We start from the raw sequence: 14,507 nt of genomic DNA, 5'->3' as shown, positions 1-14,507 counted from the left end.
CAGGCTCAGCCCAGCGCCACCCGCTTCAGGCGGCGGGCCCGGCGGGCCACCCCGCGCACCGTCGCGTTGCGCGGGATGAAGGCGAGCTGGGCCGGGAGCGCGCCGGGCAGCGCGAGCATCGTCAGGCGGCGGCGCTTGAAGTAGCGGCGGGTGCGGGGGCCGAGGTGCCGGGTCAGATAGGTCTCGGCGGCCGGCCGCAGGTCCGGGCGGATCTGCGGCTGCATCGCGAAACCGACCGCCCTCAGCAGACCTGCCAGGTCAGGGACGTCCTCGGAGGCGTCCACAGAGGCGTCCGCAGGGACATCCGCAGGCGAGCCCACCCTCGCGTCGGAGGTGCCCGCGTGAGCACCGCTCTCCAGGTCGGGGACCAGGGCATCGACGATCGTGACGGGGACGCGGTTGCTGTTCTGGTACGGCGCGAGGCGTTCCAGGAGTACGTCGGTTCCGGTGCGGGCCACCGGGATCCCGTAGAACGTGCTCGCGGTCAGCAGCGCCGTGGAGAAGCAGCCGACCACCAGCGCCGGGCGGATCCGCTGGTAGAGCACCTCTGCCAGCAGCGGGCTGTCCAGGACGGTCAGCTCGACGCCGAGCGCCGCCGCCTCCCGTTCCAGCAGGCGCGACCAGCGGGCCGGGGCCGTGGGATGCGGCTTGAAGACGATCCGGCGATGGCCGCGTGCCACTGTCCCGCGGAGCATCCGGACATGCAGGTCCTCTTCCTCCTCCGGGGTGAGGATCGAGAGCGCGGACAAATACTGGCCGAGGAGCAGCGCCGCGTCGGCGGGCAGATCCGGATGCGTCGTCGAGTCATCCGAGGCGTCCGAGGCGTCCGAGGTCTCCGACACCTCCGCCAGCACCTTCAGGAAGGTGTCCGTCGGGACGAGCTCCGGCCGGACGCCGAACTCGCCGAGCAGTAGCGGTTCGAGCCCCGGCACCAGGTCCAGGTGCAGCAGGCGCTGTACGCGCATGCCCACCAGCGGGTCGATCTTGTTGCGGGTCGGGCCGTAGCTCATCAGCCCGTCGGCGTACACATCGATCGGCGCGTCCGTGAACAGCTGGGTCAGCGCCAGTGCCGGATTGACCTGGATGGACTCCACTGCCAGCTCGACCGTGTCGTCGCCCAGGTCCCACAGCAGGCGCAGGTGGCGTTCCCACAGGGGGATGTCGTCCGCGCGCGGCGCCCAGCCCCCCGGGTGGAACGGGGCGATGGTCTCGTTCCAGGACAGCAGCCCGTCGAAGCGGTCGCGCAGCCGGTCGAAGCCCGGCATCTCGTCGAGGGACGGGGTCGTCTCGGGGGTCGTCGCGTTGTTGCTGACGAGCAGCAGCCTGCGGTCGGCCGGGCCGAAGCAGTCGCTGTCGATCGCGGCGGCGAGTGTCGCGGCGCCGTACAGCGTGGAGGCGAGGAAGATCTGCGTCGTGCCCATCAGGCCGTGGCCCCCGCACCGATCGAGGGGCGGCGGCGCAGTCGGCGCAGCCGTGCGGAACGCTCCGTGTCCATCGAATCCAGCGCGTCCTTCAGAACGTCCTGCGGCATCCGCCGCAACGCCGCCGCGCTCATCGTCCGCAATTTCCTTGCCACGGCCGGTTCGAACCTTTCGATGCTTCCCAAATGGTGGGAAATAATGGCGCAGTACGTGCGTACGGCTTTCGGGAGAAGCCGGTCCGCGTCCCGGTCCTTAGCTGTTTCTTCGATGACCTGGTCGAAGGCGCGGATGAAATCGAGCTGCCGTACGTCGCCGATCTGAGTCAGCGAGGAGGCGACTCCGCGCCGGTAGAAGGTGCCCAGGGTGCTCAGGGTGGCGAAGGATTCCGCCTCCCGGTGCAGCCGCCAGATCCACGGCCGGTCCTCGGCCGTCCGTAGGCCGTCCGTGAAGTGCAGCAGCCCCCGGTCGGCGAGCCGCCGGTGGTACATGCCGGCCCACGCGAAGGCGTAGTCCACCGAGGTGGACCTGGTGGCGGGCAGGATCGCCTCGCGCGGCGACATGACGACGCCACGCCGACCCTGCGGGACGCGATGGACCGTGCGCGTACGCCCGGTGCACTGCACATGGTCGGTGCGTACGAAGTCGCAGCCCAGCTCCTCCATGGCGGTGAGCAGGCGTGGGTAGTGGCCGGGGGCCAGCCAGTCGTCGCCGTCGAGGAAGGTGAGGTACTCGCCGCGGGCGGCGTCCAGGCCGGTGTTGCGGGCGGTGGCCAGACCGCCGTTGCGTTCGTGTCTGATCAGGACAGCGCCCGGAAGCTCCTGCTCCGCGCGCTGCAGGATCTCTGGGGTCTCGTCGGTCGAACAGTCGTCGACGAGGATGAATTCGAAGTCGTCGCGTGCGTTCGCACGGAGACTTCTCAGGGTGTCGGGCGCGTATGTCTGCACGTTGAAAAACGGCACGATGACGGAGAGCTTGACCACCCCCGCGACGCTAGGGCGTACTCCGGCATTCGTTGCGACGCCCGGAAAGACCGTGGGTGAACGACGAATGGCGGAATGGTTAACCGACCTGTTTCCCGGGGTCCGGCGCCGATCGTCGATGTGCTGTTAACCCTTTGTTGCGGCTGAGTTGGGCCGTGAATCTCATAGCGTCCCTAGCTTATTCGTTGTGCCAGCAAGTACCAGCAAACCCCTACGGATCGCCGTGCTCGCCGATTCCGATACGCGATGGAAATGGGGCGCACTCACCGCGCACCGCATCGCACCGGACAGCGAACTCAACGGATTCCTTCTGCGCGGCCGGGCCACCCCCACCCCCCGCCAGCTCGCCGAGGTCGGCGTGCCGGTGGACGGTGTGCGGGAGGTGACGGCCGCCGAATTCCTCGGCGAGATCGAGCACGAGTCGTACGACGTCGTCCTGCTCGCCCTCGTCGGCGGCGCGGTGCAGGCCGTACTGCACGGCCTCGCGCCACTGTGGCCGGAAGCGGCCAGGCGGCCCGTCGTCGTCACCGGTTATGTCGGTGTCGTCTACGAGAAGCTCGCCGACGGACTGTTGCTGCGCCACGGCGCGGACGTCGTCCTCGCCAACTCGCGGCACGACGCGGAGCGTTTCCGCGCGGTGTACGAAGGGGTGGGCGCCGACGCCTCGTCCGTGACGGAGGCCGCGCTGCCGTTCCTCGGCGGCGCACGCTATGAAGGCACGGCGACGGGCGGAAGCACGGCGACCGGTGAAGGTACGGCGACCGGCCGAGCCACCGGGACGGGCACAGGGTCCGCCACGGGCGTCGTCGTCTTCGCCGCCCAGCCCTCCGTACCGCAGTCCCGCGCCGACCGTACGTACCTGCTCCGCCGTCTGGTCCAGCACGCCAGGCTGCACCCCGGGCGGGAAGTCGTGCTCAAGCTGCGCAGCAGGCCGGGCGAGCACACCACGCACATCGAGGAGCTGCCCTACCAGCGGCTCGCGGCCCGCATCGAAGGCGGCCCGCCCGCCAACTTCCGCCTCGCGTACGGGCACATGGGTGAGGTGCTCGACCGTACCGACCTTCTGGTGACGGTCAGCTCGACCGCCGCCCTGGAAGCCCTGCACCGGCGCATTCCGACCGCGGTCCTCACCGACCTGGGTGTACGCGAGGCGCTCGGCAACCACCACTTCCTCGGCTCGGGATGCCTGGCCTCCTGGGAGCAGCTCGACGCCGGCCACCGGCCGCGCGCCGACGAGGAGTGGCTCGCCCGGCAGGGAGTGGCCGCGGACGGCTCGTACGAAACGGCCTTCGACGCCGTACGCAAACGTGTCACCGGCCTCCTTGAACAGCCCGAACTACCGCCGCTGTCCCCCTACTACACCACCGTCACCGCGCCGGGCTACCTCCCCGGCGTCCTCGCCCGCCACCGTCTCGACGGGGTGCGGGACATCGAGGTCACGGGCGTGCGCCGAGTCGTGCGCGACGCCGTGCGAGAGGCGGCGCGCGGGGCGTACCGCCATGGGGTGCAGCGCGTGGCACCCGTCATCCGCCGCATGGGAGAACTATGAGCAGCCGGCCCCGGCCGCCGCAGGCCAAGCCAACGACCGTGCGCAGCACGACGACCGTAGGCAGCACAACGACCGCACCCCGCACAACGACCGTGCGCCGCGTCCTCGCGGTGATTCCCGCCCGCGGCGGATCCAAGGGCGTACCGGCCAAGAACCTCGCCGCGGTGGGGGGCGCGCCGCTCGTCGTGCGCGCCGTCCGCGCCTGTCTGGGCGCTCGCCAGGTCACGGACGTCGTGGTCTCCACGGACGACGCGGCCATCGCCGCCGCGGCACGCGGCGCGGGCGCCGAAGCGGTACTGCGACCCGCGGACATCGCGGGGGACACCGCGACGAGCGAGGCCGCCGTACTGCACGCCCTGGACGCGCACGAGGCGCTGCACGGCGCGGTGGTGGACGTGGTGCTGCTGGTGCAGTGCACGAGCCCGTTCCTGACCTGCGAGGACATCGAGGGTGTCTGCACGGCCGTCCTGGAGGACGGCGCGGACACGGCGCACACGGTGGCCCCCTTCCACGGTTTCCTCTGGCGGGAAGGCGACCAGCAGGGCGTGCAGACCGCCGATGGCGTGCAGACCGCCGACGGCGTCAACCACGACAAGGCCTTCCGGCCCCGCAGGCAGGACCGCCCGGAGGACTTCCTGGAGACCGGCGCCGCGTACGCCATGGACGTCGCCGGATTCCGGGAGGCCGGGCACCGGTTCTTCGGCCGGACCGCTCTCGTACGCACCGACCCGGCCCGCGTCCTGGAGATCGACGACCCGCACGACCTGGCACGCGCACGTGCCCTCGCGCCGCTCCTCGACACGGCCGTCACCACCACACTTCCGACCCGCGACGACATCGACGCGGTCGTACTCGACTTCGACGGCACCCAGACCGACGACCGGGTGCTGATCGACTCCGAAGGACGGGAGCTCGTCGCCGTGCACCGCGGCGACGGACTCGGCATCGCGGCCCTGCGCAAGGCGGGGCTCAAGCTGCTGATCCTGTCCACGGAACAGAACGCGGTCGTCGCCGCACGGGGCCGCAAGCTGCGCATCCCCGTGCTCCACGGCATCGACCGCAAGGATCTCGCGCTCAAGCAGTGGTGCGAGGAGCAGTCCGTCGCACCCGAGCGCGTGCTCTATGTCGGCAACGACGTCAACGACCTGCCCTGCTTCGGTCTCGCAGGCTGGCCCGTCGCGGTCGCCGACGCCCACGACACCGTCCGCGGCGCCGCGCGCGCCGTCACGACGATCCCCGGCGGCGAGGGCGCGATCCGCGAGATCGCTACGTGGATCCTCGGCCCTTCCCTCACCACAGAACCCCTCCTCACCACAGAACCCCTCCGCACCACCGTCCCCAGCACCCTCACCAAGTAAGGAACGCCCCCACATGAGCTCCAACTCCCGCCTGCGCACCTTCGGTTCCAAGACCGCGGGCCCCGGCCACCCCGTCTACATCACGGGTGAGATCGGCATCAACCACAACGGCGACATCGAGAACGCCTTCGCGCTCATCGACGCCGCCGCCGAGGCCGGCTGCGACGCCGTCAAGTTCCAGAAGCGCACCCCGGAGATCTGCACCCCGCGCGACCAGTGGGACATCGAGCGCGACACCCCGTGGGGCCGCATGACGTACATCGACTACCGCCACCGCGTCGAGTTCGGCGAGGACGAGTACCGCGCCATCGACGAGCACTGCAAGAAGCGCGGCATCGACTGGTTCGCATCCCCGTGGGACACCGAGGCCGTCGCCTTCCTGGAGAAGTTCGACCTGCCGGCCCACAAGGTGGCCTCCGCGTCCCTCACCGACGACGAGCTGCTGCGCGCCCTGCGCGCCACCGGCCGCACCGTCATCCTCTCCACCGGCATGTCGACGCCGCGCCAGATCCGGCACGCCGTCGAGGTCCTGGGCAGCGACAACATCCTGATGTGCCACGCCACGTCGACGTACCCGGCGAAGGCCGAGGAGCTCAACCTGCGCGTCATCAACACGCTCCAGTCCGAGTACCCCAACGTCCCGATCGGCTACAGCGGCCACGAGACGGGCCTGCAGACCACCCTCGCCGCCGTCGCGCTCGGCGCCGCCTTCGTCGAGCGTCACATCACCCTTGACCGCGCCATGTGGGGCTCCGACCAGGCCGCGTCCGTCGAGCCCGGCGGCCTCACCCGCCTCGTCCGTGACATCCGCACCATCGAGGCGTCCCTCGGTGACGGCGTCAAGAAGGTGTACGAGTCGGAGCTCGGCCCGATGAAGAAGCTCCGCCGCGTCGCGGGTGTCGTCGCCGAGGGCGCCGACCGCGAACCCGTAGCGGTCTGACGGAACGGCCGGTCACACCGTCGTGAACGCCGCCTCCGCCCCCGCCACGCTCGCCTTCGTGGAGAGCCCGGTCCAGCTCCTGAACGTCCTGGAGTGGGCCCACACCAAGACGCACGACATCACCGTCGTCGTCCTGTCACCCACCGACCCCATGACCCGCGGCCAGCTGCGGCGCATGGCGGAGCTCGCCCGCGGTGACGGGATGCGGGTGCGGTGGGAGGAGGCGCGTGGCGGTCCGGGGGCGCCGTTCCAGACCATAGGCGGGCTCGCGTCGGCCCTGCGCCGCGCCGAGCGGATCGTCATCGGCGACCCGTTCTCGCGGTACGTACAGCTCCTGCTGACCATCACCAGCGCCCGTGACCTGGTCGTCGTCGACGACGGCACGGCCACCATGGAGTTCATCTCGCAGCTCGCCCGCGGGGAGCGCCTGGTGCGCTGGCACCGGCGCGGCGGGCGCCCCGGGGCGCGCGACATCCTCTTCGCGCCGGTGTCGGCCGCCGCGCGCCGCCGCCTCACCCCCTCGGCCACCCGCACGGTCGAGGTCTTCACCTCCATGCCCGTCGACACCGCCCCCGGCGTCACGGTCACCGCCAACGACTTCGCCTGGACCCGCGCCCGCTTCGGCCCGCCCCGCATCACCGGCGGCGCCGACCTCGTCGGCACCTCACTGGTGGAGACGGGCGTCGTCGACGCCGACCAGTACGTCGCGGCGGTCATCGCGCTGGCCCGCGCGCACGGCGCGACCCGCTACTTCGCCCACCGCCGCGAGAGCACCCACAAGCTGCACCGGCTCGCCGTGGAGACCGGCCTCGAAATCGTCCGCCCCGAGCTCCCGCTGGAGCTCATCGCACGCCGAGGGCCCATCGGACGTACGATCCTGAGCTTCCCGTCGACCGTCGTGCATACGCTCCCGCTCGCACTCGCGGGTACGGACGTGAAGGTGGCCGTCTGCGACATTGATCCCGACTGGCTTACGGCGCATGCGTCACCCCGCGCCCAGGGATTCCTGGCCGGGGTCACCGGCACCGCCCGTGACGTGCACCGACTCCAGTCGCTGCCCGCGACATAGCCACTCTGTGTACCCTCCGTGCGGATAGGACATGCGCATCGCGGCCAGTTTTCTTTCCCCTATCGGGCTGAAGTTTTGTTGATCGATGGTTAGTTGGCCATTGAAGAGGCTTACCCTTCGACGGGTGAACCAGTTGATGTCCCGAGAGTCCGATGCCGATCTCCCCGGGGAAGCAGAACTGCCCGGCGTGCTGTCCGAGAGCCTGCGCGCCGAACTGATCGCCTTCCGCCGAGACCTGCACATGCACCCCGAGCTCGGCAACCAGGAGTTCCGCACCACCGCCGCGCTCAAGACCCGGCTGGAGCAGGCCGGTCTCGCGCCACGTGTGCTCTCCATCGGGACCGGGCTCATCTGTGACATCGGCATCGGCAGCAGCGACATCCGTACCACCGACAGTGACGACAGCACTGTCCGGGCCTGGGACGGCGTACGCCCGATGCTCGCCCTGCGCGCGGACATCGACGCGCTGCCCATCCCGGACACCAAGGCGGGCGTCCCGTACCGCTCGACCGTCCCGGACCGCGCCCACGCCTGCGGCCACGACATCCACACCACCGTGGTCCTCGGCGCCGGACTGATCCTCGCCGACCTGCACCGCCAGGGCCTGCTCCCGTACCCCGTACGGCTGATCTTCCAGCCCGCCGAGGAAGTGCTGCCGGGCGGCGCCTCCGACGCGATCGTCTCCGGTGTTCTGGACGGCGTGGGCCGGATCATCGCGGTGCACTGCGACCCCAAGGTCGACGTGGGCCGCATCGGCCTGCGCCCCGGCGCCATCACCTCGGCCTGCGACCGCCTGGAAGTCTCGCTGGACGGCCCCGGCGGCCACACCGCCCGCCCGCACCTCACCACCGACCTGGTCACCGCAGCGGCCAGGGTCGCCACCGACGTCCCGGCCCTGATCGCCCGGCGCGTCGACGCGCGCGCGGGGCTCGCGGTGACCTGGGGCCGCATCGAGGCCGGTCACGCCTGCAACGTCATCCCGCAGCGCGCCGAGCTCTCCGGGACCGTCCGCTGCCTGGACCTCAAGGCCTGGCGCGAGGCCCCGGACCTGGTGCACGCCGCGATCGACGAGATCGCGGCCCTGCACCGGGCCAAGTCGGAGATCAACTACATCCGGGGCGTCCCGCCCGTCGTCAACGACCTCGCCGTCACCGAGCTGCTGGCCTCGGCCATGGCCGCCAGGCGCGGATCGTACGCAATCGAGGACACCGAGCAGAGTCTCGGCGGCGAGGACTTCTCCTGGTACTTGGAGCACGTTCCCGGCGCGATGGCCCGCCTCGGCGTCCGCACACCCGGAGACACCGCCCGCCATGACCTGCATCGTGGCGATTTCGACGCCGATGAGGGGGCGATCGCGGTCGGAGTGGAGCTCTTCACGGCCGCTGCGCTGCTCGACGGCCACCGCGTGTAATCAGCCACGCTGCCTTCCGTTCACGACGATCCGATAACGGCTTCCGTAGGGGGCTTTATCTGACATCTACGCGCGTTACGATCGCCGCGAAACCAGCGCCGGCAGAGGCGCTTCGGTCATGTTGAAGGAGCTCTCCCGTGCGCCGGGTAACCAGGATTGCCACCGTGGCCATTGCGTCCACAGCCCTCGCTTTCTCCGCCACCGCGTGTGGCGGCAAATCGTCGTCGGACGCGTCCGACGACAAGGGCGCCAGCGCCGCCATCGCCTACGACATCGGCGGCAAGGGCGACCAGTCCTTCAACGACGCCGCCTTCGCCGGCCTGGAGAAGGCCAAGAAGGACCTCAAGATCAAGGGCGTCGACGCCGAGCCCGCCGAGGGTGAGGGCGACGCCGACAAGGTGCAGCGCCTCACCGAGCTGGCCCGTAACGGCAACAACCCGGTCATCGGCATCGGTTACGCCTACGCCCCGGCCATCAAGAAGGTCTCCGCGAAGTACCCGAAGACCACCTTCGGCATCGTCGACGACCTCTCGGTGACCGGCCCCAACGTCGCGAACCTGGTCTTCAACGAGGAGCAGGCGTCGTACATGGCGGGCGTCGCCGCCGCCAAGGCCACCAAGTCCAACACGGTCGGCTTCATCGGTGGTGTCGAGGTGCCGCTGATCAAGAAGTTCGAGGCGGGCTTCGTCCAGGGCGTCAAGGCCACCAACCCGAAGGTCAAGGTCCTCACCCAGTACCTGACCCAGCCGCCGAACAACGACGGCTTCTCCAAGCCCGACCTCGGCAAGGCCGCCGCGGAGGGCCAGCTCGACAAGGGCGCCGACGTGGTCTACCACGCCGCCGGCCAGGCGGGCGTGGGCGCCATCGAGGCCACGGCGAAGGCCGGCAAGTGGGCCATCGGCGTCGACTCCGACCAGTACCTGCAGAAGGGCCTGGTCACGTACAAGGACAAGATCCTGACGTCGGCCACCAAGGACGTCGCGGGCGCCGTCTACAACCTGATCAAGTCGGTCAAGGACGGCAAGCCGCAGACCGGTGAGGTCCGCTTCGGTCTCGACGAGAACGGTGTCGGCCTCTCCGACTCCAACCCGGCGTACAAGAAGCTGACCGACGTCACCGCCGCGGTCGAGAAGGCCAAGAAGGGCATTCTCGACGGCTCGATCAAGGTCAAGACGACCCCGTAGTTCCGCGGGAGACCAGTGGGTCCGGGTCCGTGGGGGTGAACCCCCACGGACCCGGACCCACACCCTGGATCAGATCCTTCAATTAGTTCAACCATTCGGCAGCGCTACGCGTGTAGACCCCTCCTCAGCGCGATAGTTTCGCCCCTCCGCCCCGCCCCGCCCCGTCTCCGCTTCCAGCTCCTTCGCCAAGGAGAGTGCGTCATCAACGCGTCCAGCTCCCCTGCCGTGGAACTCCACGGCATCACCAAGCGCTTCCCCGGCGTCGTCGCCAACTACGACATCGCCCTCACCGTCCGCAAGGGCACCGTCCACGCCCTTGTGGGGGAGAACGGGGCCGGCAAGTCGACCCTGATGAAGATCCTCTACGGCATGCAGAAGCCGGACGAGGGCACCATCACGATCGACGGCACCACGGTCACCTTCTCCAGCCCCGCCGACGCCATCGCCCGCGGCATCGGCATGGTGCACCAGCACTTCATGCTCGCCGACAACCTCACCGTCATGGAGAACATCGTTCTCGGCGGCGAGAAGCTGTACGGCATCGGCCCCAAGGCCCGTAAGAAGATCATGGAGATCTCCGACGCGTACCACCTGAACGCCCGCCCCGACGTCCTCGTCGAAGAGCTCGGTGTCGCCGACCGCCAGCGCGTGGAGATCCTCAAGGTCCTCTACCGCGGCGCCCACACCCTGATCCTCGACGAGCCGACCGCGGTCCTGGTGCCCCAGGAGGTCGACGCACTCTTCGACAACCTGCGCGAGCTCAAGTCCGAGGGCCTGACCGTCATCTTCATCTCGCACAAGCTGCGCGAGGTGCTTTCGGTCGCCGACGAGATCACCGTCATCCGCCGCGGCACGACCGTGGGCACCGCAGACCCGGCGCACACCACCACCAAGCAGCTCGCCGAGCTGATGGTCGGCAGTGAGCTGCCCTCGCCGGAGACCCGCGATTCGACGGTCACCGACGTCCCGATGCTGCGCGTCGAAGACCTCCACCTGAACGCCGTCGACTCCGACGGCGTCGTACGCGAGGTGCTCGCCGCGATCTCCTTCACCATCCACAAGGGCGAAATCCTCGGCATCGCGGGCGTCGAGGGCAACGGTCAGGCCGAGCTCGTCGAGGCCGTCATGGGCATGCGCGACCCGGACGGCGGTGTCATCACCCTCGACACCACCGACATCTCGCACGCCCCCACCCGCAAGCGCCGCGAGAGCGGCGTCGGGTACATCCCCGAGGACCGCCACCGGCACGGCCTGCTGCTCGAAGCCCCGCTGTGGGAGAACCGCATCCTCGGCCATGTCACCGAGCGGCCCAACAGCAAGCACGGCTTCCTCGACCTCAAGGCGGCCCGCAAGGACACCGAGCGGATCGTGCGCGAGTACGACGTCCGCACACCCGGCATCGACGTCACCGCGGCTTCGCTGTCCGGCGGCAACCAGCAGAAGCTGATCGTCGGCCGCGAGATGAGCCACACCCCCAAGCTGCTGATCGCCGCACACCCCACGCGCGGCGTGGACGTCGGCGCGCAGGCGCAGATCTGGGACCAGATCCGCGAGGCGCGCCGCAACGGCCTCGCGGTCCTGCTGATCTCCGCCGACCTGGACGAGCTGATCGGGCTCTCCGACACCCTGCGGGTGATGTACCGCGGCCGACTCGTCGCGGACGCCGACCCCGCCACCATCACACCGGAACAGCTGGGCTCGGCCATGACAGGCGCCGCTTCCGGCCGTCTGGAGCACGCCCCGGAGGACGAGGCCCGATGAAGAAATTCGACAAGGACCGGCTGATCCTGGGCTTCGCAGGCCCGGCGCTGGCCCTGGTGGTCGCCATTGTGCTGACCTCGGTGGTGCTGCTCGCCTCGGGCCGCGACCCGTTCGAGCCGTACAGCCTGATGATCGAGAACGCGTCGTACGTCGACGTCCAGGTGCTGATCATCAACCAGGCCGGCACGTACTACCTGGCAGCCCTGGCCGTCGCCGTCGGCTTCCGGATGAACCTGTTCAACATCGGCGTCGACGGGCAGTACCGCCTCGCCGCGATGATGGCGGCCCTCGTCGGCGCCAGCGTGGACCTGCCGGGACCGCTGCAGATCGCGCTGATCGTGATCGTCGCGATGCTGGTCGGCGCCTTCTGGGCCGGTATCGCGGGCATCCTCAAGACCACTCGCGGGGTGAGCGAGGTCGTCTCCACGATCATGCTCAACGCCATCGCGACCTCACTGGTGGCCTGGCTGATCCTGCCCGACAACTTCGGCGTCCAGCTGGAGGGTTCCAACAACCTGACCACCGGTGAGATCCCGGAGTCCGGCTGGTTCCCGGGCCTGAGCCTGAGCCCCGAGGCGGGCGAGATCTACGGCTTCACCTTCGTCGCCGCAGGCTGCGGCATCGTCTACTGGTTCGTCCTCAACCGCACCCGCTTCGGCTTCGACCTGCGCGCCACCGGCGCCAGCGAGAGCGCGGCCCAGGCCAGCGGTGTGGACGCCAAGAAGATGATCCTCACCTCCATGCTGATCTCGGGCGGTGTCGCCGGACTCGCCGGCATGCCGACGCTCCTGGGCGACACCCACACATACAGCCTGGACTTCCCGGCGGGCGTCGGCTTCACCGGCATCACGATCGCCCTGCTCGGCCGCAACAACGCGGTCGGCATCGCGGCGAGCGCGCTGCTCATCGCCTTCCTCGACAAGTCCTCCAACTCCCTCGACCAGCACGGTTACGAGAAGGAGATCGCGACGATCATGCAGGGTCTGATCGTGATCTCCGTCGTCGTCTCGTACGAACTGGTCCGCCGCTACGGGCTGCGCCGCCAGCAGCAGAAGGTCGGCGAGGAACTCGCCGCAGCCGCCCGCAAATCCCGTGAGGAGGTGGCGGCGTAATGACCACAAGTACTGTCTCGGCCGCCGCGAGCGCCGCTCCCAAGAAGGGCGTACGCCGCAAGCTGTCCTGGCCCGTCATCCTGCTGATCATCGCGGGCGGCATGGCCCTGGTCTCGCTGGTCCGCCTCATCAGCGGCGCCAACGACCTCACCTCGGTGGGCCAGGTGTCCGGCGCACTCAAGCTCGCCATCCCGATCGGCCTCGCCGGTCTGGGCGGCCTGTGGGCCGAGCGCGCGGGCGTCATCAACATCGGCCTCGAAGGCATGATGATCCTCGGCACCTGGTTCGGTGCCTGGGCGGGCTTCCAGTGGGGCCCGTGGACCGGGGTCGCCTTCGGCATCATCGGCGGCGCGATCGGCGGTCTGCTGCACGCCGTCATCACCGTCACCTTCGGGGTGAACCACATCGTCTCCGGTGTGGCCATCAACATCCTGGCCGTCGGCGCCACCCGCTATCTGTCGAACTTCACCTTCGCGAACATCGACGGCGGCTCGTCCAAGCAGTCCCCGCGCATCGACCCGATCACCGAAATCACCATCCCCGGGCTCTCCGACGGGCTCGGTGATCTCCAGGACAAACACTGGTTCTTCGTCTCGGACATCGCCGGCGTGGTCGGCGGCCTGGTCACCGGCCTGTCCCTGCTCACCGTCGTCGCCCTGCTGATGATCCCGGGCACCTGGTGGATCCTGTGGCGCACGGCCTTCGGCCTGCGGCTGCGCTCCTGCGGCGAGAACCCGATGGCGGCGGAATCCCTCGGTGTGAACGTCTACAAGTACAAGTACATCGCCGTCACCGTCTCCGGCGGCCTGGCCGGACTCGGCGGCGCCTTCCTCGCCATCGTCGCGACCGGCATCTACCAGGAGGGCCAGACCGGCGGCCGCGGTTACATCGGTCTCGCCGCGATGATCTTCGGCAACTGGATGCCGGGCGGCATGGCGCTGGGCGCCGGGCTCTTCGGCTTCACCGACAGCCTCAAGCTGCGCGGCGGCGCGGAGAACGTGCACGCCGTACTGCTGTTCCTGGCGATCCTCCTGGTGTTCGTCGTGGCCTGGCAGCTGTACAAGAAGAAGTACGTCGCCGCGGTGATCTCGGCGGCCGTCTCGGCGCTGCTGTTCACCTGGTACACGCTGACCGACGAGGTGCCGAGCCAGATCGTCGACGCGACGCCGTACGTCGCGACGCTGCTGGTCCTGGCCCTGTCGGCGCAACGCCTGCGGATGCCCAAGGCGAACGGTCAGGCCTACCGCAAGGGCCAGGGCAAATGACACAGGCCGCGGCCAAGGCCGACTGGGAGGCCCTGCACGAGGCGGCGCGCGAGGCGATGTCCCGTGCGTACGCCCCGTACTCGGGCTTCCCGGTCGGCGCCGCGGCGTTCGTCGACGACGGCCGCACCGTCGCCGGCTGCAACGTCGAGAACGCGTCGTACGGCCTCTCGCTGTGCGCCGAGTGCGGCCTGGTCTCGCAGCTGCACACCACCGGCGGCGGCCGGCTGACGCACTTCGTGTGCGTCGACGGCCAGGGCCAGATCCTGATGCCCTGCGGCCGCTGCCGTCAGCTGCTGTACGAGTTCGGGGGCCCGGCGCTTTTGCTGGACACGTCGGCGGGCATCCGTACCCTCGCCGAGCTGCTGCCGGACGCGTTCGGCCCGCAGCACCTCGGGTGACCCAGCAGCATCCTGTGTGACACCACTTCTCCTCTGTACTTCTTTCTGCGTAGGGAACT

Annotated in this window: 12 protein-coding genes; 10 read left to right on the top strand and 2 right to left on the bottom strand. The window is 69.6% G+C overall.

The window, feature by feature from the left end; translation table 11 throughout:
* Positions 1-5: 5 nt before the first annotated feature.
* Positions 6-1,421, bottom strand: coding sequence for an alpha-2,8-polysialyltransferase family protein (locus tag ABCR94_RS24530; RefSeq protein ID WP_347122203.1), 1,416 nt, complete (start codon positions 1,419-1,421; stop codon positions 6-8).
* The gene (locus tag ABCR94_RS24525) at positions 1,421-2,401 is read right to left on the bottom strand and encodes a glycosyltransferase family 2 protein (RefSeq protein ID WP_347122202.1); all 981 of its coding nucleotides are present in this window, start codon (positions 2,399-2,401) and stop codon (positions 1,421-1,423) included. Before ABCR94_RS24525 ends, ABCR94_RS24530 begins: the two co-directional genes overlap by 1 nt.
* 187 nt (positions 2,402-2,588) lie before the next feature.
* On the opposite strand from ABCR94_RS24525, the gene ABCR94_RS24520 reads away from it, so the two are divergent.
* The 10 genes from ABCR94_RS24520 (at position 2,589) to ABCR94_RS24475 (ending at position 14,448) form a co-directional block, all read left to right on the top strand.
* Positions 2,589-3,950: a DUF6716 putative glycosyltransferase gene (locus ABCR94_RS24520; RefSeq protein WP_347122201.1), complete on the top strand. Its 1,362-nt coding sequence runs from the start codon at positions 2,589-2,591 to the stop codon at positions 3,948-3,950.
* Entirely contained in the window at positions 3,947-5,308 is a 1,362-nt protein-coding gene (locus ABCR94_RS24515) for a cytidylyltransferase domain-containing protein (RefSeq protein ID WP_347122200.1), read from the top strand. The genes ABCR94_RS24520 and ABCR94_RS24515 overlap by 4 nt, the downstream gene beginning before the upstream one ends.
* 13 nt (positions 5,309-5,321) lie before the next feature.
* Entirely contained in the window at positions 5,322-6,248 is a 927-nt protein-coding gene (locus tag ABCR94_RS24510) for an N-acetylneuraminate synthase family protein (RefSeq protein ID WP_347122199.1), read from the top strand.
* A 22-nt stretch (positions 6,249-6,270) separates the two neighbouring features.
* On the top strand, positions 6,271-7,317 hold the full coding sequence (locus ABCR94_RS24505) for a hypothetical protein (RefSeq protein WP_347122198.1): 1,047 nt from the start codon (positions 6,271-6,273) through the stop codon (positions 7,315-7,317).
* Positions 7,318-7,453: 136 nt separating this feature from the next.
* Positions 7,454-8,728: an amidohydrolase gene (locus tag ABCR94_RS24500; protein WP_347122497.1), complete on the top strand. Its 1,275-nt coding sequence runs from the start codon at positions 7,454-7,456 to the stop codon at positions 8,726-8,728.
* A 137-nt stretch (positions 8,729-8,865) separates the two neighbouring features.
* Positions 8,866-9,912, top strand: coding sequence for a BMP family lipoprotein (locus ABCR94_RS24495; RefSeq protein WP_347122197.1), 1,047 nt, complete (start codon positions 8,866-8,868; stop codon positions 9,910-9,912).
* A gap of 225 nt (positions 9,913-10,137) precedes the next feature.
* On the top strand, positions 10,138-11,673 hold the full coding sequence (locus ABCR94_RS24490; RefSeq protein WP_347122196.1) for an ABC transporter ATP-binding protein: 1,536 nt from the start codon (positions 10,138-10,140) through the stop codon (positions 11,671-11,673).
* A complete protein-coding gene (locus ABCR94_RS24485) occupies positions 11,670-12,785 on the top strand; it encodes an ABC transporter permease (protein ID WP_347122195.1) in 1,116 nt (371 codons plus the stop codon). Before ABCR94_RS24490 ends, ABCR94_RS24485 begins: the two co-directional genes overlap by 4 nt.
* A complete protein-coding gene (locus tag ABCR94_RS24480; protein WP_347122194.1) occupies positions 12,785-14,050 on the top strand; it encodes an ABC transporter permease in 1,266 nt (421 codons plus the stop codon). The genes ABCR94_RS24485 and ABCR94_RS24480 overlap by 1 nt, the downstream gene beginning before the upstream one ends.
* Entirely contained in the window at positions 14,047-14,448 is a 402-nt protein-coding gene (locus ABCR94_RS24475; protein WP_347122193.1) for a cytidine deaminase, read from the top strand. Before ABCR94_RS24480 ends, ABCR94_RS24475 begins: the two co-directional genes overlap by 4 nt.
* The last annotated feature ends 59 nt before the right edge of the window (positions 14,449-14,507 follow it).

Origin of the sequence: Streptomyces changchenzhani, from assembly GCF_039766235.1 — a bacterium.
In the GTDB taxonomy this organism is placed as follows: Bacteria; Actinomycetota; Actinomycetes; order Streptomycetales; family Streptomycetaceae; genus Streptomyces.
This window is presented reverse-complemented; position numbering and strand designations above follow the sequence as displayed.

Bases quoted from the DNA above. Each gene is read 5' to 3' on its own strand.
- ABCR94_RS24480 (WP_347122194.1), top strand. From the start codon at position 12,785: ATGACCACAAGTACTGTCTCGGCCGCCGCGAGCGCCGCTCCCAAGAAG.
- ABCR94_RS24475 (WP_347122193.1), top strand. From the start codon at position 14,047: ATGACACAGGCCGCGGCCAAGGCCGACTGGGAGGCCCTGCACGAGGCG.
- ABCR94_RS24510 (WP_347122199.1), top strand. From the start codon at position 5,322: ATGAGCTCCAACTCCCGCCTGCGCACCTTCGGTTCCAAGACCGCGGGC.
- ABCR94_RS24485 (WP_347122195.1), top strand. From the start codon at position 11,670: ATGAAGAAATTCGACAAGGACCGGCTGATCCTGGGCTTCGCAGGCCCG.
- ABCR94_RS24515 (WP_347122200.1), top strand. From the start codon at position 3,947: ATGAGCAGCCGGCCCCGGCCGCCGCAGGCCAAGCCAACGACCGTGCGC.
- ABCR94_RS24530 (WP_347122203.1), bottom strand. From the start codon at position 1,421: ATGGGCACGACGCAGATCTTCCTCGCCTCCACGCTGTACGGCGCCGCG.
- ABCR94_RS24500 (WP_347122497.1), top strand. From the start codon at position 7,454: ATGTCCCGAGAGTCCGATGCCGATCTCCCCGGGGAAGCAGAACTGCCC.